Annotated in this window: 20 protein-coding genes; 9 read left to right on the top strand and 11 right to left on the bottom strand. The window is 69.4% G+C overall.

The annotated features are described in order from the left end of the window. Position 1: 1 nt before the first annotated feature. The gene (locus tag NR798_RS40075; protein ID WP_375767852.1) at positions 2-2,056 is read right to left on the bottom strand and encodes a response regulator; all 2,055 of its coding nucleotides are present in this window, start codon (positions 2,054-2,056) and stop codon (positions 2-4) included. 96 nt (positions 2,057-2,152) lie between these two features. Here NR798_RS40075 and NR798_RS40080 point away from each other — a divergent pair, with 96 nt between their 5' ends. Then, positions 2,153-2,983, top strand: a complete 831-nt coding sequence (locus NR798_RS40080; protein ID WP_375767853.1) for a DUF2270 domain-containing protein — start codon at positions 2,153-2,155, stop codon at positions 2,981-2,983. Positions 2,984-3,048: 65 nt separating this feature from the next. Next, positions 3,049-4,053 carry an isocitrate dehydrogenase (NAD(+)) gene (locus NR798_RS40085; protein ID WP_375767854.1) on the top strand — a complete coding sequence of 335 codons (1,005 nt, stop codon included), beginning with the start codon at positions 3,049-3,051 and terminating at the stop codon, positions 4,051-4,053. A gap of 229 nt (positions 4,054-4,282) precedes the next feature. On the opposite strand, the gene NR798_RS40090 is transcribed toward NR798_RS40085, so the two are convergent. The 3 genes from NR798_RS40090 to NR798_RS40100 are packed head-to-tail and all read right to left on the bottom strand — an operon-like array spanning position 4,283 to position 6,349. Further along, on the bottom strand, positions 4,283-4,669 hold the full coding sequence (locus NR798_RS40090; RefSeq protein WP_375767855.1) for a translation initiation factor: 387 nt from the start codon (positions 4,667-4,669) through the stop codon (positions 4,283-4,285). Between the two features lie 13 nt (positions 4,670-4,682). Then, positions 4,683-6,026 carry a thioredoxin domain-containing protein gene (locus NR798_RS40095; protein WP_375767856.1) on the bottom strand — a complete coding sequence of 448 codons (1,344 nt, stop codon included), beginning with the start codon at positions 6,024-6,026 and terminating at the stop codon, positions 4,683-4,685. Next, positions 6,023-6,349 carry a cupin domain-containing protein gene (locus NR798_RS40100; RefSeq protein WP_329727295.1) on the bottom strand — a complete coding sequence of 109 codons (327 nt, stop codon included), beginning with the start codon at positions 6,347-6,349 and terminating at the stop codon, positions 6,023-6,025. The genes NR798_RS40095 and NR798_RS40100 overlap by 4 nt, the downstream gene beginning before the upstream one ends. Before the next feature lie 38 nt (positions 6,350-6,387). Between NR798_RS40100 and NR798_RS40105 the strand changes: the two genes are divergently transcribed. Beyond that, entirely contained in the window at positions 6,388-7,452 is a 1,065-nt protein-coding gene (locus tag NR798_RS40105; RefSeq protein WP_375767857.1) for a YgfZ/GcvT domain-containing protein, read from the top strand. Between the two features lie 107 nt (positions 7,453-7,559). On the opposite strand, the gene NR798_RS40110 is transcribed toward NR798_RS40105, so the two are convergent. Together NR798_RS40110 and NR798_RS40115 are read right to left on the bottom strand one after the other, a co-directional pair. Next, positions 7,560-8,681 carry a hypothetical protein gene (locus NR798_RS40110; RefSeq protein WP_375767858.1) on the bottom strand — a complete coding sequence of 374 codons (1,122 nt, stop codon included), beginning with the start codon at positions 8,679-8,681 and terminating at the stop codon, positions 7,560-7,562. 255 nt (positions 8,682-8,936) lie between these two features. After that, the gene (locus NR798_RS40115; RefSeq protein WP_375767859.1) at positions 8,937-9,233 is read right to left on the bottom strand and encodes a hypothetical protein; all 297 of its coding nucleotides are present in this window, start codon (positions 9,231-9,233) and stop codon (positions 8,937-8,939) included. A gap of 204 nt (positions 9,234-9,437) precedes the next feature. On the opposite strand from NR798_RS40115, the gene NR798_RS40120 reads away from it, so the two are divergent. Beyond that, complete coding sequence (locus NR798_RS40120) at positions 9,438-10,700, top strand: phosphatidylserine/phosphatidylglycerophosphate/cardiolipin synthase family protein (RefSeq protein ID WP_375767860.1); 1,263 nt, start codon at positions 9,438-9,440, stop codon at positions 10,698-10,700. Positions 10,701-10,787: 87 nt separating this feature from the next. On the opposite strand, the gene hppD is transcribed toward NR798_RS40120, so the two are convergent. From hppD to NR798_RS40135, 3 genes are read right to left on the bottom strand one after another with little or no spacing between them, the layout of a single operon-like run. Beyond that, complete coding sequence (gene hppD / locus NR798_RS40125; RefSeq protein ID WP_375767861.1) at positions 10,788-11,951, bottom strand: 4-hydroxyphenylpyruvate dioxygenase; 1,164 nt, start codon at positions 11,949-11,951, stop codon at positions 10,788-10,790. A 26-nt stretch (positions 11,952-11,977) separates the two neighbouring features. Beyond that, positions 11,978-12,625 (bottom strand): maleylacetoacetate isomerase, encoded by a 648-nt coding sequence (maiA, locus tag NR798_RS40130; RefSeq protein WP_375767862.1) that lies wholly within the window; start codon positions 12,623-12,625, stop codon positions 11,978-11,980. Then, entirely contained in the window at positions 12,622-13,599 is a 978-nt protein-coding gene (locus NR798_RS40135; RefSeq protein ID WP_375767863.1) for a fumarylacetoacetate hydrolase family protein, read from the bottom strand. The genes maiA and NR798_RS40135 overlap by 4 nt, the downstream gene beginning before the upstream one ends. Before the next feature lie 207 nt (positions 13,600-13,806). Between NR798_RS40135 and NR798_RS40140 the strand changes: the two genes are divergently transcribed. After that, positions 13,807-14,397, top strand: a complete 591-nt coding sequence (locus NR798_RS40140) for a TIGR02265 family protein (protein ID WP_375767864.1) — start codon at positions 13,807-13,809, stop codon at positions 14,395-14,397. 3 nt (positions 14,398-14,400) lie between these two features. On the opposite strand, the gene NR798_RS40145 is transcribed toward NR798_RS40140, so the two are convergent. Both NR798_RS40145 and NR798_RS40150 read right to left on the bottom strand, forming a co-directional pair. Then, entirely contained in the window at positions 14,401-15,456 is a 1,056-nt protein-coding gene (locus NR798_RS40145; RefSeq protein WP_375767865.1) for a hypothetical protein, read from the bottom strand. 220 nt (positions 15,457-15,676) lie between these two features. Beyond that, the gene (locus NR798_RS40150) at positions 15,677-18,046 is read right to left on the bottom strand and encodes an FG-GAP-like repeat-containing protein (protein ID WP_375767866.1); all 2,370 of its coding nucleotides are present in this window, start codon (positions 18,044-18,046) and stop codon (positions 15,677-15,679) included. Positions 18,047-18,430: 384 nt separating this feature from the next. On the opposite strand from NR798_RS40150, the gene NR798_RS40155 reads away from it, so the two are divergent. From NR798_RS40155 to NR798_RS40170, 4 genes are all read left to right on the top strand, one after another. Beyond that, positions 18,431-19,159, top strand: coding sequence for a response regulator transcription factor (locus tag NR798_RS40155; protein ID WP_375767867.1), 729 nt, complete (start codon positions 18,431-18,433; stop codon positions 19,157-19,159). Then, entirely contained in the window at positions 19,156-20,541 is a 1,386-nt protein-coding gene (locus NR798_RS40160) for a sensor histidine kinase (RefSeq protein WP_375767868.1), read from the top strand. The genes NR798_RS40155 and NR798_RS40160 overlap by 4 nt, the downstream gene beginning before the upstream one ends. Before the next feature lie 136 nt (positions 20,542-20,677). Then, on the top strand, positions 20,678-21,259 hold the full coding sequence (locus tag NR798_RS40165; RefSeq protein WP_375767869.1) for a hypothetical protein: 582 nt from the start codon (positions 20,678-20,680) through the stop codon (positions 21,257-21,259). 123 nt (positions 21,260-21,382) lie between these two features. Further along, positions 21,383-22,780, top strand: coding sequence for an efflux RND transporter periplasmic adaptor subunit (locus NR798_RS40170; RefSeq protein ID WP_375767870.1), 1,398 nt, complete (start codon positions 21,383-21,385; stop codon positions 22,778-22,780). Positions 22,781-22,787 lie beyond the last annotated feature (7 nt).

Consider the following 22,787-nt stretch of genomic DNA (forward strand, 5'->3'; position numbering starts at 1 on the left):
CTCACGCGGGGGGTGGGACCACGCCGGCCCCGCCCCCACCGCTGGGGTGCGGCTCCGACTGGCCGAGGAAGTCGTCCAGGGCGCCCACGTCGATGGGCTTGCGGAACACGGCATCCACCAGCGCGAGGTTGGCGCGGTTCTGCCCGCGCACGTCCATGCCCGTCACGATGGCCAGCAGCGCCTGCGGCGAGCGCTTGCGCAGCTCGCGCGCCACCTCCCAGCCCGACATGTCCGGCATCACCGCGTCCAGCAGGGCGGCGTCATAACGGCGCTCGTCCCACATCTTCAGCGCCACGTCCCCGCTGTTGGCCACCTTGACGTCGTAGCCCTCCTCGCCGAGCACCTCCGCCATCATCCGCGCGTTGTCTGGATCGTCGTCCACCACCAGCACCCGGCGCGTCTGCTGGAAGCGCCGCGGGACCGCCGCCGACTGGCTCTCCTGGCTCGCCCGCGCCGCCTCCTCCTCGGAGCGCGCCAGCGGCAGCCGCACCACGAAGGCCGCCCCACACTCCTGCAGGTTCTCCACCGTCAGCTCACCGCCCCAGCGCTGCACCTGGTTGCGCGCCACCGCCAGCAGCAGCGACAGCTGCGGCGCTCCCGCGTCGCGGCTGAGCGGATCGAACATGCGCGTCATGTCCTCCGCCTCGTACGGGGTGCTGGAGTCCGCCACCCGCAGGGACACCCACCCATCCGCCTCCCGGCGCGTCTCCACCAGCACCCTCCCGCCCTCCTCACTCAGGCGCTCGCGCTCGGCCAGCAGCAGGTTCACCACCAGCTCGCGGAAGAAGCCCGGGTCGGCCCGCACCGCCCCCGGATCGCCCAGCCGCTGCTCCACCGTCACCGGGTGCTCGCGGCCCTCCAGCTCCGCCCGCGCCAGCTCCAGCGCCTCGCGCACCGTCGCGTCCACCTGCACGTCGGTGAGCTGCTCCTCGGTGCGCTGGACGTTGAACTCCTGCAGCCGCGCCACCAGCTCGCCCACCTGCCCCACCGTCTTGTCGAGCGCGTCCAGGTGCTCGGGCTTGAACTCGCGCCGCAGCAGGGTGATGCGCAGGCGCAGCACGTTGAGGAAGTTGTTGAGCGCGTGCGCCGCGCCACTGGCCAGCTGCCCCAGGGCCTGGGTGCGCGTGCGCTGCAGCAGCCGTCCCTGCAGCCGGCGCACCGCGTCGTTGGCCGTCATCAACGCCTTCGTCTTGGAGGCCGCCTCGGTGCGGTCGGTGAAGGTCTGGATGACGCCGGCCAGCTCGCCCTCCTCCTCCCAGACGGGCGTGGCGCTCAGCTCCAGGGTGGCCTCGCCCCCGCCGGGCCGCTCCACCACCATCATCACCCCGCGCACCGGCCCGCGCTCCTTCAGCGCGCGCATGAAGGGCATGTCCGCCACCTTGAAGGGCTCGCCGTTGGGTTGGCGCGCACTCACCTGGGAGAGCACCACCGCCAGCGACGACTGCGAGCGCGAGCCCACCACGGCCCGCATGGGCACGCCGATGAGCCGGCTCACCGGCGGCGTGGCGAAGGACACCGTGCCGTCCACCTCGGCCAGCAGGATGCCCACCTCCACGTGGTGCAGCACCGACTCCATCACCGCCGCCTCGCGGAAGCGCACCTCCTCCGTCCTCAGCACCCGCGCGAAGGAGGCCTGCGCCGAGGCGTGCGCCTCGCCCACCAGCTCCACCATGAAGGTGGCCACCTCCGGCTCCAACGCCCCGTTGCGCCGGGCGTAGACATAGATGAGCACCTCCTCGAGCGACTTGAACTCGCGCGCCAGGTCCTCCGCGTCGAAGCGCTGGTTGTACCGGCGTGCCCCGTGCGAGCGCACCACCTCCGGCCAGAGCGACAGGGCCTCGGTCCCCCGGTCCCTGAGCAGGCGGACGAGCTCGTCTATCAACCGGCGCAGGGGCGCCCGGAGGTTGCGCCCGGAGATGTCCAGCTCGTACGTCTCGGCCCGGATGCGCTTGGACCACAGGCGCACCACGCGCTCCGACTCTTCTTCCAGGAGCTGCAGCAGCGCGGCCACCGGATCCACGGGTGGCGGGGTGTCATGGAGGAAGGGAATGGACATGGTTCCTCCGGGAGAGAGTGGGCATGGGGGCCCGGCGCGGCCACCCGCGCGCCCGGGCTGTCCGTGAGGGAAGGCCTGAAAGGGGAGACCTGAACGATGGCTAGTGACGGGAACGAGCGCGACAAGAACGAATACACAGCCCTGCCGCTCTCGGACGCCTCCATGGCCCAGCTCTTCCGGGGCGAGCTCAGCCGCTCGGACACCTGGCGGTCGCGCCTGGACAACACCACCAACTGGTCCATGACGACCACCGCCGCCGTCGTCTCCTTCGGCTTCGCCGCCAACGCCCCCCACATCGTCTTCCTGGTGGGCATCGGCATGGTGCTGTCCTTCCTCTTCATCGAGGCGCGCCGCTACCGCTACTACGACCTGTGGATCCGGCGGGTGCGGCTGCTGGAGGACGGCTATTGGGTGCCCATGCTGCGCCGCGAGCCGGTGGACCCGGATGCCCTGCGCGAGCTGGCCGGCATCATGGAGCGGCCGCAAATCCAGCTCTCGCTCTTCTCCGCCATCTCCACCCGGCTCAACCGCGCGTATGGGCCCATCCTGCTGGTGCTGACGCTCTCCTGGTTCGTCAAGGTGTACAGCCTGTACACCAAGCCGCCGCCGACGGGGGAGGTGGCGGCCCGGGGCTTCTCCGCGTTCGTGGGACACGCCCACATCGGCCCCATCCACGGCGGCGTCGTGATGGCGTTCTTCTTCCTGATGGTGCTCGTCTTCGCCTACCTGTTCGTGGCCTCCTTCTTCACCAAGGCCCCGCTGGGAGAGCTGCGCACCCGGCCGCGCGGCCGCCGCGCCGCCCTGTGGGAGTCCTTCTACCGGCCCTACGCCACGCTCGCCCCGCGCCGCCGGGGCAGCCGTAAGGCCCCGGTCCGGCCCCAGGAGCCCAAGTCGGAGCCTCCCATCCAGACTCCACCGACGCATTAGCGGGGCTGTGAGCGGAACGTTTTCCTCCTTCCGGGGCCCTGCCTTTTGTGCTTGAAGCGCGAGACATGGCGAATACGCGTACGGTCACGGTCATCAATGGCGACGGCATCGGCCCCGAAGTGATGGCGGCTACCATCCGCGTCCTCGAGGCGCTCAAGGCACCGCTCGAGTTCGAGTTCAAGGACGCGGGTGCCGAGGTCATCGCCAAGTACGGCACCAACCTGCCCCACGAGACGGTGGAGGCGGTGCTGCGCAGCGGCGTGGCGCTCAAGGGCCCCACGGGCACGGTGGTGGGCGGCGGCATGGCGTCGGCCAACGTGGGCCTGCGCAAGCGGCTGGACCTGTACTCCTCGCTGCGGCCCGTCAAGAGCGTGCCCGGCGTGAAGACGCGCTACGACAACGTGGACCTGGTGGTGGTGCGCGAGAACACCGAGTCGCTCTACGCGGGCCTCGAGCACATCATCGTCCCGGGCGTGGTGGAGTCGCTCAAGATCATCACCGAGAAGGCCTCCACGCGCATTGCGCGCTTCGCCTTCGAGTACGCCAAGAAGCACGGGCGCAAGAAGGTGACGAGCGTCCACAAGGCCAACATCATGAAGCTGTCGGATGGCCTCTTCCTCGACTGCACCCGCAAGGTGGGCCGGGAGTACCCGGAGATTCAGTACGAGGAGGTCATCGTCGACAACATGTGCATGCAGCTGGTGAAGGATCCGACGCGCTACGACGTGCTGGTGATGGAGAACCTGTACGGGGACATCCTCAGCGACCTGTGCGCGGGTCTGGTGGGCGGCCTGGGCCTGGTGCCGGGCGCGAACATCGGCGAGCGCACGGCGATGTTCGAGGCGGTGCACGGCACGGCGCCGGACATCGCGGGCAAGGGCCTGGCCAACCCCACCGCGCTGATGATGTCGGCGGTGATGATGCTGGACTGGATGGACCTGCGGGACGAGGCGCGCAAGTTCGAGAACGCGCTGGGCAAGGTGCACGGCGAGGGCAAGGTGCGCACGGGCGACCTGGCCGGCAGCGCCACCACCCGCGAGTTCACCGACGCGGTCATCTCGGCGCTGTAGTCCGCGCCTCCGCTGTAGCCCCTTCCCCTCTCCCTCTGGGAGAGGGACGGGGTGAGGGTGTCGAGCCCCCGGGTTCCACCCCCCTGAGTCCCCCACCTGCCCCTCTGAAGCATCCAACAGACCATCGCGGGCCCTCCCAGTGGTAGACGTCTACCAGTGATGTAGGTGGATGTGCGCAACCACTGGTAGACGTCTACCAGTGGAGCGCCCTGGCTCGAGCCCGAAGCACTCACCCCACGGTGACGCGGCGCACGCCGCGGGCCTCCAGGAGCGCGGGGAGGCGCTCGCGCTGATCGCCCTGCAGCACCAGGGTGTCCTCCTCCACGGTGCCCCCGCAGCCCAGGCCGCCCTTGAGGGCCTTGAGCCACTTCTCCAGCTCGGCGGCGGACAGCCCCAGCTGCTCCACCACCGTCACCTCCTTGCCACCGCGCCCCTTGCGCTCCATGCGCACCACGGCGCGCGCGGGGCCCTTGGGCCCTTGGGGCGCCTCGGCCTTCACGGGCGCGGGAGCCGGCCCCGCGGGCAGCTCCTCGCGCTTGAGGCCGAGCGCGGCGAAGGGGTTGTGGAAGGGCGCCGCCGGAGCGGACGCCTCGGGCTTCTTGTCGCGCTTGCCCATGGCGTCCGTCCGCTCAGTGGGGGTGATCGTGGGCCTGCGCCGCCTGCGACTGCGGCGCGGGCAGCACCTTGAAGGCGGCCGCGTTGGGGTTCCCGTCCGCCATGATGAGGGCGTAGAGGAAGGACGGGATGGCCGCCGCCTCGCGGCCGTTGATGACCACCAGCGGCGTGCCGTGCAGATCATGCTGCATGGCGTACGCGATGTCCTCCGCCAGCTTCTTCTCCGTGGCCGGGCTGGCGATGCACGCATCGAGCTGCGTGCGCGCGACGGAGCCGGAGGAGAGGATGCTCCGCACGCTCTCCGGGTTGAGCGTGGCCTGGGCGGCGAAGAGCTTCTCGCGCAGCTCCCAGAAGTCGGGGGCGTCCTCGATGCAGATCTGCGCCTTGGCGGCCACGCAGCGGGTGCCGGTGCCGTCGGTGGCGCGCGGGGGCATGGTGCTGTTGCACTGGAAGTCGAGCGGGAACTGGCGGGCCTCCAGCGACAGCTTGCCCTCGGGCAGCCGCTTCTTCATGAGGGCGAGCACCTCCACCAGGTTCTTGCAGTGGGGGCAGCGGCTGTCCGTCCACTCCACCATCTTCACCGGCGCGTTCTCCGGGCCGTAGCGGCGGCGCGGCGCCGACAGGGCCGGCAGCGGCGCATCCATGCTGTAGCGGGCGAGCGCATTGGAGACGGCCTGCTGCTCCGCCTGCGGGAGGCCGAGCAGGTAGGCCTCCAGCGAGCCGGGGGCCGCGGTGGAGGTCATGGTGGCCACCTTCTCCACGGCGGCGGAGGCCTTGGGCGTCTGCATGCCGGGCACCAGCAGCGCCACGTACGCGGCGGCGGCGAAACCGCCCGTCCACTGCAGGGCGCGGCCCCACTCCCCCGTCTGCGGCAACACAGGGCCGGGCAGGCCCTTCCAGGCCACGGCGGCGAAGGAGAGCGTGAGGGCGTAGGTGGCCAGACACGTGGGGCACAGGGCACCAGCGCTCGCGCTGGCGAGGCCGAAGACGAGGCTGGCCGCCGCACCGGCCGCGGCCGTCAGGCGCAGGCCGTTGGTGGCGGGACGCACGGTGTGCCCGTTGTTGCGCCACACCAGGTAGAGCGCCGAGAGCGCCACGGCGACGATGCCCCACACCAGGCCGAGCGCGGCCACGGGCATGCCCAGCCGCTCGTGCACGCCGCTGGCGAAGGCGGAGTTCCACACCGTCTCGCAGTTGATCTTCTCGGAGATGCCGCAGGCGGTGGTGCCACCGCCGCGCAGGGTGAGGAGCTCCTTCCACTGGTAGATGGAGAGCGCGGCCTCGGCGAGGCCCAGGCCCAGCAGCGCCGCGGCGCCGCGAACGGGGACAGGAGGGGGCGGATTGGCCTTCTTGCTCATGCGTGCTCCGGAGGGGGGGTCATCAGGACGAGGAGGCGGGCGTTGTCGGGGCCGTCATTGGTGACGCCGTGTTCGACGCCCGCGGGTGCGAAGAGGGCGGCGCCGGGGCCATGGGAGGCCTCGTCCGCGCCGATGCGGAAACGGCACCGCCCCTCGAGGACGAGGTACACCTTGTCCGAGGTGGCGTGCCGGTGGGGCTTCTGGCTCTGGCCGGGCGTGAGGCAGTACACGTCCAGGAAGAAGCGCTCGGACTTGAAAAGGTTGAGCTTCTGGAGCTTCTCGGCCGAGAAGCCCATGAAGTCCGACAGGTGTCTCACATCCATCGTGGCATTCACTCCCGGGCCTCTATATAGCGACGGGCATGGAACCGCTGTCTCTGCATTTTCTTCATGAGCAGGCAGGAGCCCATTTCCTGGAGGTCAATGGCCGGGAGGCCGTGGCCGACTACGGGGATGTGGAGGCGGAGTACCGGGCAGCCCGGCAGGCGGTGGCCCTCCATGATGCCACCTATCGGGAAGCGCTGCGGATAACCGGCGAGGACCGCGTGAGCTTCCTGCACGGGATGGTGACGCAGGACGTGAAGGGGCTGGCGGCCGGGGCGGCCACCTACGCGGCGATGATCACCGTGAAGGGCTCCATGGTGGGAGATGCCCGGCTGGTGCGGCGCGAGGCCGACCTGCTGCTGGACCTGGAGCCCGGGATGGGAGCCAAGGTCCAGGAATTCCTTGGGAAATTCCTCATCTCCGAGGACGCCGAGCTGCTCGACGCGACGGGCGAGCTGGGGGTGCTGCGGCTGATGGGACCCCGGACGGCCGACCTGCTGGGCGCCGTGTCGGGCAGCCCCTTCGCCGCGCTGGCTCCGGACGCCACCCGGGCGGTCAACCTGGCGGGCCAGGAGGTGCTGGCGGTGGGACGCCCCGGGCAGGAGCCGGGGGTGGACCTGCTGGTGCCCCGGGGCGGGCTGGAGGCGGTGTGGAAGGCGCTGGTGGCGGCGGGCGGGGCCTTCGGGCTGAAGCCGGCGGGCTGGCTGGCGCAGGAGACGCTGCGGGTGGAGGCGGGGGTGCCGCGCTACGGCCAGGACATGGTGGACACCACCATCCCGCTGGAGGCGAACCTCACGAACGCCATCTCGTACAACAAGGGGTGCTACATCGGGCAGGAGGTCATCGCGCGAGCCACCTTCCGGGGGCACATGAACCGGAAGCTGACGGGCCTGCTGCTGGGGAGCACCGAGCCGGCGCCGGGCACGGAGCTGAAGAAGGACGGCAAGAAGGTGGGTTGGGTGACGAGCGTGGTGCGCTCGCCCCTGAAGGGCCAGACGGTGGCGCTGGGGTACGTGCACCGGGACCACCTGGAGCCGGGGACGGTGCTGGCGGTGGGAGACGGCCCGGCCGAGGCCACCGTGGCGGCCCTGCCCTTCACCTGAGCCGCCCCCCTCTGCCGTTACCGCGCGCCCCTCCCCTCACCCTGCCCATTTCCCCTCGCCCTCCGGGAGAGGGACGGGGTGAGGGTATCTGACTCACCCGGGTTGGCTCACGGACACGTCCAGTTGGAGTACTGGGTCTGGCTCGAGCCGAGCGTGCAGTCGCTGGCGCCGTTGTTCATGTTGCAGCTGGGCCAGGTGTCGCGAAGGGCGTCACGCACATCGCCCCAGTAGTAGCCGTCGGAGCTGTCGTTGTCGCGCAGGCTGGCGTGCTGCTCCACGTGCAGGAAGCGATCGCTCGCGAGGCTCGTCGAGGTCGTGCACGCGTTGTTGGCCTGATTGTTCGTGAAACGGCCCTGGACGTTGGTGGTGGCGCAGAGGTTGGAGGGCGGATCCCCCACGTAGTCCTGGCAGGAGTCGACGGCCGAGGGGCTCGGCACGTACTGATCGAGGTAGTTGGCGAAGCGCACCGAGACGGAGCCGGAGTCGGTGTCATTGGTGGTGGAGTCGGCGATCTCCGCCATGTCGCTGCTCGAGCCCGACATGCCGTGGAGCTGCACGAACTTCGTCACCGAGTCATTGACGGTGAACCACTTGTGCAGGAGGTGGAAGGTGTTCTGCTCGTGGTGGGCGACATCGGACTCGCGGAAGTAGCCGCCACAGGCGCTGGTGGAGCCCGAGCAGCTCGTCGCGTCCGGGTCCGAGCAGCGGTGCTCCTTGTTGATGATCAACGCGCGCGCGGCGAGCGCGGTGAAGATGCGGGCGCCCTGGGTGGCGGTGTTGGAGTCATACGGCTCGTGAGGCACCTCGATGACGATGTTGCGCTTGGCGAAGGGGTTGATGAAGAAGTACGCCTGCCCGAACGCGGTGGTGTCGCGGCCGTAGATGAACCAGCGGCCCGTCGCCGTGTCATAGAAGCGCTGCACCTCGTAGCCGGCACTGGAGGCCAGGGCCCGGACGCCGCACCAGTCGCCCGTGTCGCCGTCCGCGAGGCTGTCGTCGAGGGCAGTGTCGAGCCCATCCAGGAAGGCGTTGAAATCGGTGGTGCGGGTGCTGCTCACCTTGCCGTAGCCGCCCGAGTTCGGATGGGAAAGCCCATCCACGAAGGTCACGAGGCTGCCGCTGGTGGACGGCAGGTAGCGGAAGTTGCCGGCATGCCAGAGGGTCTGCGCTCGCGAGGGGCTGGAGGTGATGAGCAGCGCGAGGGTGGCCAGGTGCAGCACAGAACGCACGAGGGACACTCGTGGATTCGTGAAGATTTTCATCACGGTCCTCATTGAAAGGGATGAACCACGGCTCGGGGGGAGCCGCGGCGCTCGCGAGGCGTGCAAGGGAGGATCCGCTGCCCGGAAGTGCCACCCGAGCGTCTCAAACCAGCGGAATCGCTCGGGGCCACGCAGTCAGGCCAGGGGCGCGAACGGCGCCGGATGGCTGACTTTACAGGGTGGCGCTGCAATTCATTCAGGGAGCGTGGGCGGCCCGGCGCCCTACTCCTCGCAGACGAAGCCGGTGATGCACGTCACCGATTCGTTCTCGGCGCCGACGTCGTTGAGCCTGCACTCCACGCCCTGATAGCCAACGAGGCGGCACAATTCCTGGCAGGCGGTGCCCGACGGAGGCGGCTTGTTGTCGGCGCCCCGGAGATTGGCCAGGAGGAACGTCTCCTCATAGTTGGAGTTCCTGTCCTCGCAATTGTCGGCCGAGGTGTCGCAGCCGGACAGGGCGAGGCAGGGCACGGCGAGCAGCAGACAGGAGAAGCGGCGGCGGAGCGTCCTGCGGGACATGAGCACCTCACACGGGCACGGCGACTCGCCGGCCTCTGGGCGCGCGGGAGCCTGTCACGGCGCTCCACCCCACGGTACGAGCCGCGCACGCGACTGTCCGGGAGCATCAACACCGATTCCCATCATTCCCTGTTAAACCTTATAAACCTTCTATTCCATTTTATTGGACTTCAAGGGAAGATGGGTTTCAGAGGAGAAGACACGATGGGTTCGAAGGCAGGCGGTAGGGTTCTGCGGGCACTGGCGGTGGGCTTCTGCGCGTGGGCGGCCACGGGGTGCGAGCCCCTGGCGGAGCACGACAGCGGCGAGGTGGAGGTGGGCGCCATCCGGTCGGGCGTCAGCGTCGCGTCCGGCACGGTGGGGGGCAAGGCGGTCTGGGCCCACTTCAGCAACCCGCCGGCGTTCGCGGGCCGGGACTACACCATCACCGAGGAGCTGAAGCGGCTCATCAACGCCACGCCCGCGGGCGGCACCATCCGGGGCACCATCCACTCCATCAGCATCGACGGCGTGGCCGATGCGCTGCTCGCGGCGCAGACGCGGGGCGTCTCGGTGTCGGTCGTGCTGGACGGCAAGAACGCGGCCTCCACGGACCCGGCGGTGGCCACCATCAAGAAGCTCACCAACCACCGCTTCTGCACCAACTCCAATGGCGGTGGCGGCTGCATCGGCACGGGCGCCGCCGGCAACATGCACACGAAGATGTTCACGTTCAGCCAGACCACGGACCCCAATGGGGTGGCCCGTCCGTACGTGGTGTGGTTCGGCTCGTCGAACCTGACCTATTCGAGCGGCCCGGATGCGTTCAACAACACCATCACCCTCTACGACGCCGTGACGCTGTACGACGGCTTCAACGCCAACTTCTCGGACATGTGGAACCGCCGGCACTACACCGGCAATGACTACTACGACTCGGCCAGCGGCCGCGGCTACTACCAGGCCAACCCGGCGGACGCCTACGCCTCACCCGAGGGCGTGGGCCAGACGGACACCATCGTCACCCGCCTCAACGACGTCACGCCCGACGCGAACTGCCGGCTGCGCATCGGCATGGCGTTCGTCACCACCGGGCGTCCGGAGCTCCTCGCGCAGGTCAAGCGCTACCGGGCCGGTGGCTGCGCGGTGTGGATGGTGGTGGGCACGGACGACACCGGCGGCATCAGCATGTCGCAGTCGGTCTACAACGAGCTGCTCGACGCCGGGGTCAACATCCGCCGCAAGGACAAGGTCCACGACAAGTTCTTCCTGGTCTACGGCAAGTACGGCACCAGCTACGCGTACCGCGTCTACACGGGCTCGCAGAACTGGTCGCAGGATGCGCTCAACGAGAACGAGGAGATGTTCATCAAGATGGCGCCCGAGACCGGGACGGTGCACCCGCTCTACGACGGGTACTACAACCACTTCAACGACGCCTATAACAACGGCGTGACGTGCTCCAAGGCCAACTTCCCCTGCCGGTAGCGCCCGGGCCACGGGTTGGAGAACCGGCCCGGGCACCCTCACCCCGACCCTCTCCCGAAGGGAGAGGGGACAGGGGGACAGAGGGGCTTAGATGCGCCCTTCGGACTTCTGCTGGCGCTCGATGCTCTCGAACAGCGCGCGGAAGTTGCCGCCGCCGAAGCCCTGGTCTCCCTTGCGCTGGATGATCTCGTAGAAGAACGGGCCGGCGTGCGGATCCTTGTAGAGCGCCGCCGCGTCCTTCATGAAGATCTGCAGCAGGTAGCTGTGCTCGCCGCCGCCGTCCACGAGCACCTCCAGCTCGCGCAGCACCTGGATGTCCTCGTCGATCTTCTTGATGCCCAGGTCCTGGATGCGCTGGGGCAGCGCGTCGTAGTACGTGCCCGGCGTGGGCATGAAGGAGATGCCCGCCTTCTCGCGCATCTCCTTCACCGCCGTGAGGATGTCCTTCACCACCAGGGCCAGGTGCTGCACCCCGTCCCCCTTGTGGTCCTCGTTGAAGATGTTGATCTGCGAGGCCTTGAAGAAGGGCCGCAGCGGCTCGTTGTTGGCGAACTTCACCCGGCTCACCGGATCCCACATCACCTCCGAGCGCAGCCCCGAGCCATGCTCCCGCTTCTGCTTGGCGGCCACGTCGTCGGTGTGGAACTGGATCTCCCAGAACTTCTCGAAGCCCATCACGTGCTCCATCCACAGGAGCATGGGCCTCATGGTCTGGAAGTTGGACGTGATGTGGTCGATGTGCGTGAAGCCGTAGCGGTTGTTGCCACCGCGCGGCTTCTCGTGCTGCACGAAGCCCGGGAAGAGGGCCTTGTAGCCATCGCGCTGGATGAAGCGGAAGGTGGTGTCACCAAAGGGCGTGGTGATGGAGAACTGCGCCAGCTTGCCGCCCTTGTCGTCGGTGTGGCGCTGGATGTCGGTGATGAAGGTGGCACCGCGCTGCTCCAGCAGGCGGTACGTCTTGTCGATGTCCTCCACCTGGTAGTTGAGCGTGCCCACCCCGTCCGGGTGCTTGCGCAGGAAGCGCCAGGCGCGGCCGCCCTCGCCCACCGGCTGGCTCACCACCAGCACCACGTTGCCCGCCTGGAAGACGGCGGACTTCTGCCTGCCCTGCTTCTCCAGCTCCGGCGAGGACACGCCCTGCTCGGCGAAATCCAGCCCCTCCACGTAGAAGCGGCGGCTGCGCTCCAGGTCGTGCACGTACCAGTGGACGCTCTCCAGACCCTTGATGCCCAGCGACTCGAGCTTCGCCATTCGTCGACTCCTTCAGTTCAAGCAGTTCAAGCCGGCACCGCGTCGGGTTGCCGGTCCGCATGTGCCGCCTGGAAGGCGGGAAGGCTGGCACACGCCGCCTCGATACGGGTGAGCAGCGCGTACGGCTGCAGGTCTACTCCGAAACGCCGGGCCCCGTAGAGCTGGGGGACCAGGCAGATGTCCGCGAACGACACTGCCTCGCCCAGGCAGTACGTGCCCGCCGTCTCCTGCACGGCCGCCTGGAAGGCCGTCAGGCCCCTTTCAATCCAATACGCGCACCAGGCCTTGTCGTCCGCCTTGAGCTCCCCCTTGATGCGCTGCAGCACCGACAGGTTCTGCAGGGGCTGAATCCCCGAGTTCACCATCTCCGACAACATCCGGCAGCGGGCCCGCAGGAAAGGATCGGCCGGCAGCAGGGCGGGCGAGGGGTGGCGCTCCTCCAGGTACTCGAGGATGGCCATCGACTGGCCCAGCCGGTGCACCTTGCCGCCCTCGGTGAGCTCCAGCGTGGGCAGGGTGCGCATGGGGTTGATGGCGCGGTAGGCCTCGGTGTTCTGCTCGCCCCCGTCCTTCACCAGGTGCACGGGCACGTACTCGTAGGACAGGCCCTTGAGGTTGAGCGCGATGCGCACCCGCCACGAGCACGACGAGCGCCAGTAACTGTAGAGCTTCATGGCTTCACCACCTTCTGGGAGATACGCCCGAAGAGACTCTGGCCTTCCGGCCCGAACATCTCCACCTCGATGATGTCCCCCACCTTCATGAAGGGCGTCTTGGGGGTGCCCGTCTCGATGGTTTCAATCATCCGGCGCTCGGCGAGGCAGGAGATGCCGCGGGCGCGCTCCTCGTTGGACACGGTGCCGCTGCCGAGGATGGTGCCGGCGGTGAAGGCGCGCGTCTTGGAGATGTGCTGCAGCAGGTCGAAGAAGGAGAAGTGCATCTCCGGGCCGGCGTCCGTGTCCCCCACCACCTGGCCGTTGAGGGTGGAGCGCAGGCGCAGGTGCACGCGGCCGTCCTTCCAGGCGGGGCCGAGCTCGTCCGGGGTGAGCGCGAAGGGGCTGAAGGAGCTGGAGGGCTTGCCCTGGAAGAAGCCGAAGCCCTTGGCCAGCTCGTTGGGGATGAGGTTGCGCAGGGTGACGTCGTTGCAGAGCATCACCAGCTTCACGTACTTCTCCGCGTCCTTCGCCTGGGTGCCCAGCGGCACGTCGCCGAGGATGACGGCCACCTCGGACTCGAAGTCCATGCCCCAGGCCTCGTCCACCAGGGGAAGGTCCTGGGTGGGCGCGAGGAAGGTGCCCGAGCCGCCCTGGTACACGAGCGGATCCGTCTTCAGCGTGGGCGGGGGCTCGGCGTTGCGCGCCTTGCGCACGAGGATGACGTGGTTGAGGTAGGCGCTGCCATCCACCCACTCGTAGGCGCGGGGCAGCGGCGAGAGCAGGGCGCTCACGTCCAGGGGACGGCTCTGCACGCGGCCGGCCTCGAGCTCCTCGGCCAGGGCGCGCAGCCGGGGCTCCAGCGCGTCCCAGTTGTCGAGCGCGGCCTGGAGCGTGAGGGCCACGTTGGTGGCGAACGCGTAGGCGGAGTTGTCGCGCTTGACGACGATGAGCCGTCCATCGCGGGTTCCGTCATTGAGGGTGGCGAGCTTCACTCGTCGGACTCCAGGTGGCCGAGGGGAAGGAGCAAGGCGGGCCGGCGCCTTGGCCCCGCGCTTTTCCGTGCCGGGACGGGGGGTGTCAAGCGAAGGCTGCCCCGCACCGCGTCATCCCGGGGGCCGCACCGCGAGTAAAGGTTGGCCAGTCATCCCCTACCCGGAGTCCCGTTTTCTCGACCCGGCACGAGGTACCGGTAAGCTCTCATGCCAGCCATGCCCTCGAACAAGAACGAGCTCGAAGCCCGCATCGCCCTCACCCGGCCCACCGACTCCGTGCGGGGCATCTTCTTCCGGGTCGTGTTCGAGCTCATCGAACGCAAGGGAGGCCCCCAGGCGCTGCGCCAGGTACGCACCGGCTCGCTGGCCAAGGACATCGCGGACCTGCGGACCTACCCCGCCTCGGACTACCTCACCATGCTCTACGGCGCGGCGGACGCGCTCGAGCAGCAGCTGGGCAACGAGCACACGGTCTTCAACGCCTGTGGCCGGGCGTGCGTGCAGAACTTCTCCACGGGCCCGGGCCAGGTCGTCTTCGGCATCCTCGGCAAGGGGGACCCGCAGCGGCTCTTCGCCCAGACGCGGGTGGCCTTCAGCACCGTGGTGACGTACGGCAAGCGCGAGCACCGCGCCGCGGGGCCCAAGGCGTGCATCCTCAGCTACCGCGGCGACATGCAGCCGGCGGCCTACCACGTGGGCATCTTCGAGGGTGCGCTGGAGGCCCTCGGCTTCAAGGGCACCGTGAGGGCCAACACGCTCGGCCTCGACTCGGTGGACTACGAAATCTCCTGGGAGTGAGGCTCACTCCAGGCAGGTGAGCGTCAGCTCCATCACGCCCACCAGGCGCTCGCCCACCGAGGCCCAGCAGTAGAAGCGGTAGTCCCGGCCCTCCACCCCGTGCAGGTGGGAGCCGAACGTCACCGACTCGCCCGCGTAGGCGAGGCTGTCGGCGCGCACCTCGCCCCGCGTCACCAGGTAGCGCGCGGACGGGTTGCCCACCAGTTGGCGCAGCAGCGTGCCGGCCAGCCCGGACAGGCCGCTCATCACCACCGCCACCGGCAGCACCGGGTGCAGGGCGAAGTGGCCCTTGCACAGCTCCGCGCTCACCGGGCCCAGCGTGGCCTTCAGGCACTCCCCATCCCGCACGTAGCCGTGCAGCGGCGGCGGCTGCCGGTGGGGATTCTGCCGCAGGGCGGCGAAGTCGCCGGACGTGTTGCGCGGCCCGCGCTCGGCCCGGGGCTCGCGGCGCATGTCCAGGCGCGCTCCCTGGAAGAGGCGCAGGAAGGCCGCCGCGGACAGCACGTTGTAGTCCACCTCCAGCGAGAAGAGCCCCTGGCCCCGTGCGTCCGTCAGCCGCGTGTGCGCCGTCGCGGTGCGCTTCTCCCGGAACTCCGCCCGCGCCGTGCCCAGCAGCAGCTCGCTGGCCCGGGGCAGCGGTCCCGCGTGCAGCCGCTCCAGCCGCGCGCGCCGCGCCAGGTAGTAGTGCTGCCCCTCCTTGGGGTTCACCAGCGACGCCGCGCACGAGCCCAGGATGGCCAGGTGCCGCCCCACCTCCGCGGCGTTGATGGGCGAGGCCTCCCCGCCCGTCTCCTGCTCCACCGGTACCCGCGCCGTCAGCTTGCCCTCTCCCGCCACCCGCACCTCGCTCAGCGCGTAGTACGGGTCCCTCACGCAGATGCGCGCGAACAGCTCCTGCCGGCTCAGCTCCTCACCCAGACGCTGCTCCTCCGGGACGGGCGCCTCCCGGTCACCCCAGAGGGTGGTCAGGGCCGGGGTGGCCAGGGCGGCGATCGCCGAGGTCGAGGCGCGCGCGGGCCGGGGGGGAATGGCCACGGACGACTGCTGTGCGTTACCCATGCATCTTCCCTCGTGTTGGAGCCTCTGGGGGGCGAGAGGTCTCTTGGGACACAGAGAGGTGTCGGTTCCGACACACCGTGGGTGCACCTTAACCCACTCCCCGCCGCTCAGGTAGGGGGAAACTTTGCCGTGAGTGCGAATCTCGTTGGCGTCCCGACAGCGGGTCGGGAAAGCTGCCCGGTTGCCGGAGCTTTCCCGACCGGGTGTCACCTGGCGGACGTCACGGCAGCGAGACGGCGGCACTCACGCGGATGCCGAAGTCGCACGAGGCGGTGTTGCCCGAGGTGTCCGTGGCGGTGCAGGTGACGTGGGTGAGCCCCAGCAGGAAGAGCGAGCCGGAGGGGCGCGAGCAGGTGACGGTCGCCGGGCCGCAGTTGTCGCGGGCCGAGACGGCGTAGCGCACGGAGAGCCCGAGGCTGCCGAGGCTCACCTTCGCATCCACCGACAGGGGGCAGGTGATGGAGGGCTTCGCCGCGTCCACCACGGTGACGATGCCCACGCACTGCGCGCTCGCCTCGCCGTCCGAGGCCGTCAGCGTGACGGGGTGGCTGCCCGGGCCGAAGGACGCATCCGGCGACTGCGAGACGGAGAGCGGCGACGGCCCGTGGTCCGGATCGTAGCTGCCGTTGTCCACGCTGGCGCGGCCCTGGCACGAGGCATCGGCGGGCACGGTGACGTCACGGCAGAGGGCCACCGGCGGCTGGTTGCCCACGGGCGCATCGCACGTGAGGTCCACCGTGGCGGAGGCGGAGTTGTTGTCCTCGCGGCACTCGGTGTCGCGGCCGGTGCCCGTGCCATCGTCGTCCACGCGGACGAAGAGCTCCGTGGTGCCGGAGCCGGCGGAGGACACGGTGGTGGACACGAGGAGCTCCGCGCCCGCGGGCAGCGGCTCGGCGAGCCGGGCCACGGAGAGCAGCGTGCCGCCCGAGGCCGGGTCTCCCGAGAAGAAGGCCACCTTCAGGCCCGCCGCCACCGCCGCCTGGCCCTGGTTGCGCACGCGCGCGGAGAGCCCGAGCGAGCCCTCCCCGTCACACGTGGCGGACACCTCGGACACGGTGAGGTCCGCGGCGGAGAAGGGGCCGGGGCCCTCGCCGAAGTAGTTGGCGACGTTGGCGTGGAAGGTGTTGAGCTTCGGGTGCAGCCAGTGGCTCGCCGGGTGCGCCGGGATGGAGCCATCGTCGTTGACGTTCGTCACCGCGTAGGCGTGCTGGTTCCAGATGCGCCGCGTGCCGGCCCAGTCCTCCTCCCGGTCATGGAACACGCGCAGGCCGTGGGTGCCGCCCGGAGACGCATGGTCGTTGGAGACCACCACCAGGTCCGCCGCATGGTCCCCGTCCACGTCCGCGATGACGGGGTTCTCGTGCGTGGTGGACGAGGTGTTGGGAATCTCCCAGCGCACCTCGCCCGTGGCGGCGTCATAGATGCGCAGCTTCAGCTCGTCGGCGAAGACGACCTCGAGCCTGCCATCGTCCTCGAAGTCGAAGGTGGTGGAGCCGGTGCGGCCGGAGCTGTAGTCCTGGATGGGGCTGGACCACCGGACGCTCCCGTCGGCCTCGAAGACGGAGTAGGCCCACTCGCCGGGCAGGCCGATCTCCAGCTGGCCGTCACCATCGAAGTCCGCGATGTTGGGCGAGCCGCCATGGCCCCCGGCGGGGACGTCGACACTCCACAGCAGCGAGCAGTCGTCGTCGAGCAGGCTCACCTTGCCCTGGCCCGCCACCACCACCTCACCGGCCGCATCGCCGTCGAAGTTGGCCACGCCAGCGAAGCCGTGGGGAATGTCCGTGTTGGCGCACTTGAGCGTGCCGTCGGCCCGGTAGATGGCTCGGTCGTTGATGACCTCCAGCGAGCCGTCCTGGTCGATGTCCGCCGCGAAGGAGACGGGGCCCGTGTACAGGGCGCCGCCCATGCCGTCCGAGCCCACCCACTTCAGGGCACCCGTGTTGCTGTAGACGCGGTTGCCGTCGAGGATCTCCACGGTGCCGTCGCCGTCCAGGTCCGCCAGCGAGGGGCCGCCCCACTCGTTGTAGTCGTACGCGTCCTCGGCCGAGCGGAACTTGAAGGTGCCGTCGTTCTCGAAGCAGAGGATGCCGCGGCCGTTCTCGGGAATGCCGCAGAGCTCCACGAGGCCATCGCCATCGAGGTCCCCCGCGGCGAGGCTCGCGGCGGGCTTCACCCGGGCCTCCGGGTCCGTCACGCTCCACAGCTCGCGCCCGTCATCTCCACTGACAGCACGGAGCACCCCATCCACGCTGTAGTTGGACCCCGCAAAGGTGCTGAAGACGATGTCCGGGACGCGGTCCCCGTTCACGTCCACCACCACGGGCGTCATCATCACCTGCTTGTGCTCGGGCATCACCTCGCTGCCCGTCCACGCCCACTGCAGCTCCGGCTCGAAACCACCCGTGGCGGGCGGCCGCACCTCGCAGCGCTCCGACAGCTCGCCCTCGCCCCGCGTCTTCGGGTCGTCCTTCGAGTCCGTGGTGCCACACGCCGCCGCCCCGGACAGCACGCCCAGCGCGATGAACAGCCTTCCACACCGGAACCTCGCTCCACCCACACGGCCCTGGATGCCGCCTCGCGTCTTCATGTCGCGTCTTCCTCCACTCGAAACTCGATGCCCCCATGCCTGGTGGGAGCACCTGACAGGAGTTGAAGAGAAGGCCAGGGAGTGGATCTTTTCCCACGGGGTGAGAGGGCCGCGGACCCGTATGGTCGCGACGTTCTTCCTCCCGTGCGCGGCACGCGGCCCGGCGTCCGCAGCGCGTCCATCAATCCGGGGTGAGCGCCCCCCCCGCCCCCCTCGGAAATATTTCGTCATCCCACCGAAGCGCGCGGTTAATAACCGGTGGGCATCTTCCAGAATGCGACCTGGGAGCAAGCGTCCAGCCGTTCCGACCCCTCCAACTGCTCCCGGGTCGTATCTTCTATCGCTGAGCCCTCCGGGGCGGACAGCGGGAGGAGAGGGACGCGCATGGACCCGACGACACACTCCACCACGGACGAGGGAACCATCCAGGTGCTGCTGGTGGAGGACGATGAGCGCCTGGCCCGACTCACCAGCCGCTACCTCCAGGAGCACGGCATCATCGTCACCATCGCCCGCACCGGCCCCGAGGGACTGGCCGAGGCGAGCCGCCATGCCTACGACGTCCTCCTGTTGGATCTCATGCTCCCCGGGCGGGATGGGATGGAGGTGTGCCGCGAGCTGCGCACGCGCAGTGATGTCCCCATCATCATGCTGACGGCCCGTGGCGAGGAGGCCGACCGGGTGCTCGGCCTGGAGTCGGGCGCGGACGACTACCTCCCCAAGCCCTACTCCTCGCGCGAGCTGCTCGCCCGCATCCGCGCCCAGGTGCGCCGGGCCCGCGGGCGTGCGGGTCCCTCCTCCCAGCCCATCCAGGCGGGCAAGCTGTCGCTGGATCCCCGCAGCCTCAGCGCCACCCTGGATGGCAAGTCACTGCCGCTGACCTCGTACGAGTTCGCACTGCTGCGCGTGCTGGCCGAGCGCGCCGGGCGGGTGCTCAGCCGCGAGCAGCTCCTGGACCTGGTGAAGGGCAACGCGGAAGAGGTGTTCGATCGCTCCGTCGACGTGCACATCTTCCGCATCCGCCAGAAGATCGAAGAGGACCCGCGCAACCCGAAGCTGCTCAAGACGGTGCGCGGCGCGGGCTACCTGCTCGCCACCGGTGACGACACATGAAGACCCGGCTTCCCGGCCGCCTGCTGCTGCGCATCTACCTGGTGGGGCTCGCGCAACTGCTGCTCATCGCCTTCGCGTTCAACCTGGCCCGCCGGTACGCCGAGGAAGGAAACCGGCCGCGGTTCTCCGAGCGGGCCGCGGCCTACGCCGCCTCGAGCTGGGCCCTGTTCCTGGACCAGCCCGAGCGGTTGCAGGAGGTGGTGGACCAGGCGGGCGAGCAGCTCCGGATGCAGGTGACGCTGCGCACCCCCGATGGCCAGCTCCTCGCCTCCAATGTCCCCTCTCCCCACCCGCCCCTGTCCGCCGAGGAGCTGCGCCGGCTCGAACAGGAGCGCATGCTGAGCAACCCCGAGCCGCCCCACCTCGTGCGGGTGGCCATCCCGAAGACGGGCGCGCTGCGGGCCTACGCGCTCATCGACCTGCCCAAACCGCCCGGGCCTCCGCCGGACCTGGGGATCATGCTCGCCGTGGTGCTCGGGTGCACGGCCATCACCTCCATCGTCTTCGCCCGCTCCCTGGCCGTGCCCCTGCAAAAGCTGGCCACGGCGGCGCGGGCCTTCGGCGCGGGCACGCTGAGCGCGCGCACGGGCGTGCGCCGGCGCGATGAGCTGGGACAGGTGGCCGAGGCCTTCGACGAGATGGCCGAGCGCATCACCCAACTGCTGCACTCACAGAAGGAGCTGCTCGCCAACGTCTCTCACGAGCTGCGCACTCCCCTCTCCCGAATCCGCGTGGCGCTGGACCTGGCCAACGAGGGGGACGCCACCCTGGCGCGCGAGTCCCTGGCGGACATCGCCGAGGACCTGAACGAGCTGGAGCGACTGGTGTCGGACGTGCTCACCGCGGCCCGGTTGGACCTCGCCACGGAGCAGACCCCCGGCGCCACGCCACCGCTGCGCCGGGAGTTGGTGGAGGCCCAGACGCTGGTGGACAAGGCCGCCGCGCGCTTCCGCTCCACCCACCCGGCGCACCGGCTGGAAGTGAAACTGGAGGGGACGCTGCCCGTGCTTGAAGCGGACCCGGTGCTGTTGCGGCGCGCGCTCGACAACCTGCTCGACAACGCGGGCAAGTACTCCGAGCCCCAGACGACGGTACGGCTGCTCGCGCACCCGCGGGAGCACGGACTCCTGGTGGAGGTGCGTGACGAGGGCATTGGCATCGAGGCGAAGGACCTGCCCCACCTCTTCACCCCGTTCTTCCGCAGCGACCGCAGCCGCGCCCGGAAGACGGGGGGCGTGGGGTTGGGGCTCGCGCTGGCGCGCCGCATCGTCGTCGCCCACGGGGGCACGCTCACGCTGGAGAGCCAGCCCGACCAGGGCACCACGGTCCGTGTCGCGCTCCCCGCCGCGCCGGAGGCAGGGCAGCCTCTGACGGGCACGTAGGACTCGCTTGTCTGCGAGCAATTCAAGAAGAAGTTCCACCAAATCCTGAACCGCGCCGTGACCGGCTCACGAGTAAAGACTGAGTGTCATCAAGCAACAACCCCCACCATCATCCCTTTCAGCCCGTAACAACCTCATGCCCCTTTCAGCGGAAGAGCTACTTTCCATTGTTCGGAACTATTTCCGTCCGGACAAGGACTTCAATTACAGGCCAGAAAGCAGTCCCGAGCATGAGCGGTTCTCGGAGCAATGGGAGCGGGCACTCGAGCGGATGGACCAATGGCGGGCGTTCCTGCGAGAGCTCAGAGGAGCGCTACCTGACTTCGATATCGGAAACGTCACGGCCACATGTGACTCCTGTTTCCGCTGCGCTACGTATACGAAGGACAACATCCGGCCGATAACGAGTAGCTGGTCCGTCGTCGGCTGTCTCAGCATTCTGGCGCCTGTCTATACTGTTTATGGAGTACACTGTACCTACAGCTACACCGACAAAGGCCGGGAGCGGAGCGACGAGGTCTTCCTCTATTCGCTACCGCCCGAGATGCAGGGACCTGCCGCCGTCATCGCCAGGGGAATCGAGGCGGCCTTCGGGGCCGAGGCCCTTCCTCGCGAGATCGCCGAGACTCGCATCCCGCTCATCGTGGAGCCGCAGGAGCCGCCCGATACCACCCTGTTTCATGCCCTGTTCATCAGTGAACCGCACGCAGTTCCCTGACCAGAGGGGCCTGCCTCGGCCGCCCTGACGCAGGGCAAGCGGCCATGATGGCGGACCTGACCCGTCATCTTTCGTAACAGAGGCGAGATTCACCGAAACATCGCGGCGCATAGATCTTGGCCCATGAGGTCAACGACCGAGCTACCGCGACACGAAGAGCAGTCCCCTCCGCTCCAGCCCAGGCCCGTGCCGGTGGAAGGCACCCGGCGCTGGCACCTGCCCGCACGGTGGCCCCTGTGGCTGGGACTCATCGCCGTAGTGGTAGTGGCGGGCGTGTGGCTCGCCCGGCCCAAGGCGAAGGATCCGGCGGCCAGCTTCGAGACGACGGCGGTGCAGCGGCGCGATGTCGAGTCGCGCGTGACGGCGACGGGCACGGTGTCCGCCCTGGTGACGGTGCAGGTGGGCAGCCAAGTGTCCGGCCGTATCCAGGAGATCCTCGTCGACTACAACTCGCCGGTGAAGAAGGGCCAGGTGATTGCCCGCATCGACCCGCAGCTGCTCCAGGCCGCAGTGGAGCGGTCCCGGGCCAACCTCATCGCCGCGAGGGCCAACGTGCAGAAGGCGCGCGTGGAGGCGGACAACTCCCGCCGCCAAGCCGATCGCTCCAAGACCCTGCGCGACCAGCAGTTCATCTCCCAGTCGGAGTTGGACACCGCCGAGTCCTCCGCGCAGGTGGCCCAGGCGCAGGTGACCTCGGCGGAGGCCTCGCTGGCCCAGGCGCAGGCCGCGCTCAACGAGGCGGAGGTGAACCTGCGCTACGCCACCATCGTGTCCCCCACCGACGGCATCGTCATCTCGCGCAGCGTGGACGTGGGCCAGACGGTGGCGGCCTCGCTGCAGGCCCCCACCCTGTTCACCATCGCCGAGGATCTGCGCAAGATGCAGGTGGACACCAGCGTGGCCGAGTCCGACGTGGGCCGCTTGCAGGACGGCATGCGCGCCACCTTCACCGTGGATGCCTGGCCGGGGGTGAGCTTCGAAGGTGTCATCCGGCAGATCCGCAACGCCTCCCAGACGGTGCAGAACGTCGTCACCTATGACGCCGTCATCGACGTGGCCAACCCGGAGCTGAAGCTCAAGCCGGGCATGACGGCCAACGTCACCTTCGTCACCGCGCACCGGGAGGACGTGGTGACCGTGCCCAACGCGGCGCTGCGCTTCCGGCCCCCGGAGCCCCCCGCGGGAACGGCGCGGCCGGGCCCCGGCGTGGGCGGCGCGGGAGCCCAGGGTGGCGCGGGAGCCCAGGGTGGCGCGGGCACGTTCGAGAAGCCCGCGCCCGGCACCAAGACGGTGTTCGTCCTGCGCGAGGGGCGGCCCTGGCCCGTGCGCGTGAAGGCCGGCGTGACGGACGGCTCGTACACGGAGGTGGAGGGAGAGCTGCGCGAGGGCGATCAGGTCATCACCGCCATGGCCGCGGGTGCGCAGAGCGCGCAGTCCTCGCAGGGCGCTGGCACCGGCCAGCGGACGGGCGCGGGTGGCGGCAGGACCGGTGGCGGCTTCCGTCCCCCGGGGCCCTTCTAGGTGGGCG

The organism is Archangium gephyra (assembly GCF_042230915.1).
Classification (GTDB): domain Bacteria; phylum Myxococcota; class Myxococcia; order Myxococcales; family Myxococcaceae; genus Archangium; species Archangium gephyra_B.

Excerpts from the sequence above, each read along its gene's own strand:
- NR798_RS40075 (WP_375767852.1), bottom strand. The coding sequence starts at position 2,056 with ATGTCCATTCCCTTCCTCCATGACACCCCGCCACCCGTGGATCCGGTG.
- NR798_RS40080 (WP_375767853.1), top strand. The coding sequence starts at position 2,153 with ATGGCTAGTGACGGGAACGAGCGCGACAAGAACGAATACACAGCCCTG.
- NR798_RS40085 (WP_375767854.1), top strand. The coding sequence starts at position 3,049 with ATGGCGAATACGCGTACGGTCACGGTCATCAATGGCGACGGCATCGGC.
- NR798_RS40090 (WP_375767855.1), bottom strand. The coding sequence starts at position 4,669 with ATGGGCAAGCGCGACAAGAAGCCCGAGGCGTCCGCTCCGGCGGCGCCC.
- NR798_RS40095 (WP_375767856.1), bottom strand. The coding sequence starts at position 6,026 with ATGAGCAAGAAGGCCAATCCGCCCCCTCCTGTCCCCGTTCGCGGCGCC.
- NR798_RS40100 (WP_329727295.1), bottom strand. The coding sequence starts at position 6,349 with ATGGATGTGAGACACCTGTCGGACTTCATGGGCTTCTCGGCCGAGAAG.
- NR798_RS40105 (WP_375767857.1), top strand. The coding sequence starts at position 6,388 with ATGGAACCGCTGTCTCTGCATTTTCTTCATGAGCAGGCAGGAGCCCAT.
- NR798_RS40115 (WP_375767859.1), bottom strand. The coding sequence starts at position 9,233 with ATGTCCCGCAGGACGCTCCGCCGCCGCTTCTCCTGTCTGCTGCTCGCC.
- NR798_RS40120 (WP_375767860.1), top strand. The coding sequence starts at position 9,438 with ATGGGTTCGAAGGCAGGCGGTAGGGTTCTGCGGGCACTGGCGGTGGGC.
- hppD (WP_375767861.1), bottom strand. The coding sequence starts at position 11,951 with ATGGCGAAGCTCGAGTCGCTGGGCATCAAGGGTCTGGAGAGCGTCCAC.
- maiA (WP_375767862.1), bottom strand. The coding sequence starts at position 12,625 with ATGAAGCTCTACAGTTACTGGCGCTCGTCGTGCTCGTGGCGGGTGCGC.
- NR798_RS40140 (WP_375767864.1), top strand. The coding sequence starts at position 13,807 with ATGCCAGCCATGCCCTCGAACAAGAACGAGCTCGAAGCCCGCATCGCC.
- NR798_RS40145 (WP_375767865.1), bottom strand. The coding sequence starts at position 15,456 with ATGGGTAACGCACAGCAGTCGTCCGTGGCCATTCCCCCCCGGCCCGCG.
- NR798_RS40150 (WP_375767866.1), bottom strand. The coding sequence starts at position 18,046 with ATGAAGACGCGAGGCGGCATCCAGGGCCGTGTGGGTGGAGCGAGGTTC.
- NR798_RS40155 (WP_375767867.1), top strand. The coding sequence starts at position 18,431 with ATGGACCCGACGACACACTCCACCACGGACGAGGGAACCATCCAGGTG.
- NR798_RS40160 (WP_375767868.1), top strand. The coding sequence starts at position 19,156 with ATGAAGACCCGGCTTCCCGGCCGCCTGCTGCTGCGCATCTACCTGGTG.
- NR798_RS40165 (WP_375767869.1), top strand. The coding sequence starts at position 20,678 with ATGCCCCTTTCAGCGGAAGAGCTACTTTCCATTGTTCGGAACTATTTC.
- NR798_RS40170 (WP_375767870.1), top strand. The coding sequence starts at position 21,383 with ATGAGGTCAACGACCGAGCTACCGCGACACGAAGAGCAGTCCCCTCCG.